The sequence below is a fragment of the Paraburkholderia rhynchosiae genome, assembly GCF_002879865.1.
GTDB lineage: Bacteria > Pseudomonadota > Gammaproteobacteria > Burkholderiales > Burkholderiaceae > Paraburkholderia > Paraburkholderia rhynchosiae.
Genome location: NZ_PNXY01000159.1, coordinates 1 through 320, shown reverse-complemented (window position 1 = coordinate 320; position 320 = coordinate 1). Strand labels below are relative to the sequence as shown.

General features: G+C 54.7%; 1 pseudogene. It reads left to right on the top strand.

From position 1 onward, the window contains the following. Window positions 1-224: 224 nt before the first annotated feature. Window positions 225-320, top strand: a pseudogene (locus C0Z16_RS37265) (IS5/IS1182 family transposase); the annotation flags it as partial.

Below are 320 nucleotides of genomic sequence, written 5' to 3'. Positions count from 1 at the left end.
GAGCTTTGCGAAAATCTTGAAATATGGCCGGTGTCGCCATATGTTTCGCCGGCACAGCCCCTGACAGGTGGCAGTACTAGGCGATCTCCGCACCAAAAATGTTATCAACCTTCAGGCTGCGATGGATGTGGAAGATCATCGCTCCGAAAACGACTTCTGCAGACCTTCCTTAACTCAAACGCAAAGCTGTTAGCCTCGACCGTTGTGACGAGCGGAGCGAGGAGATGGCCAGGCCAATCATCGACGACGAATTGTGGGCATTGATCGAACCACTTCTACCGCCAGCAAGGCCGAGACGCTTCCGGTATCCGGGGCGCAAG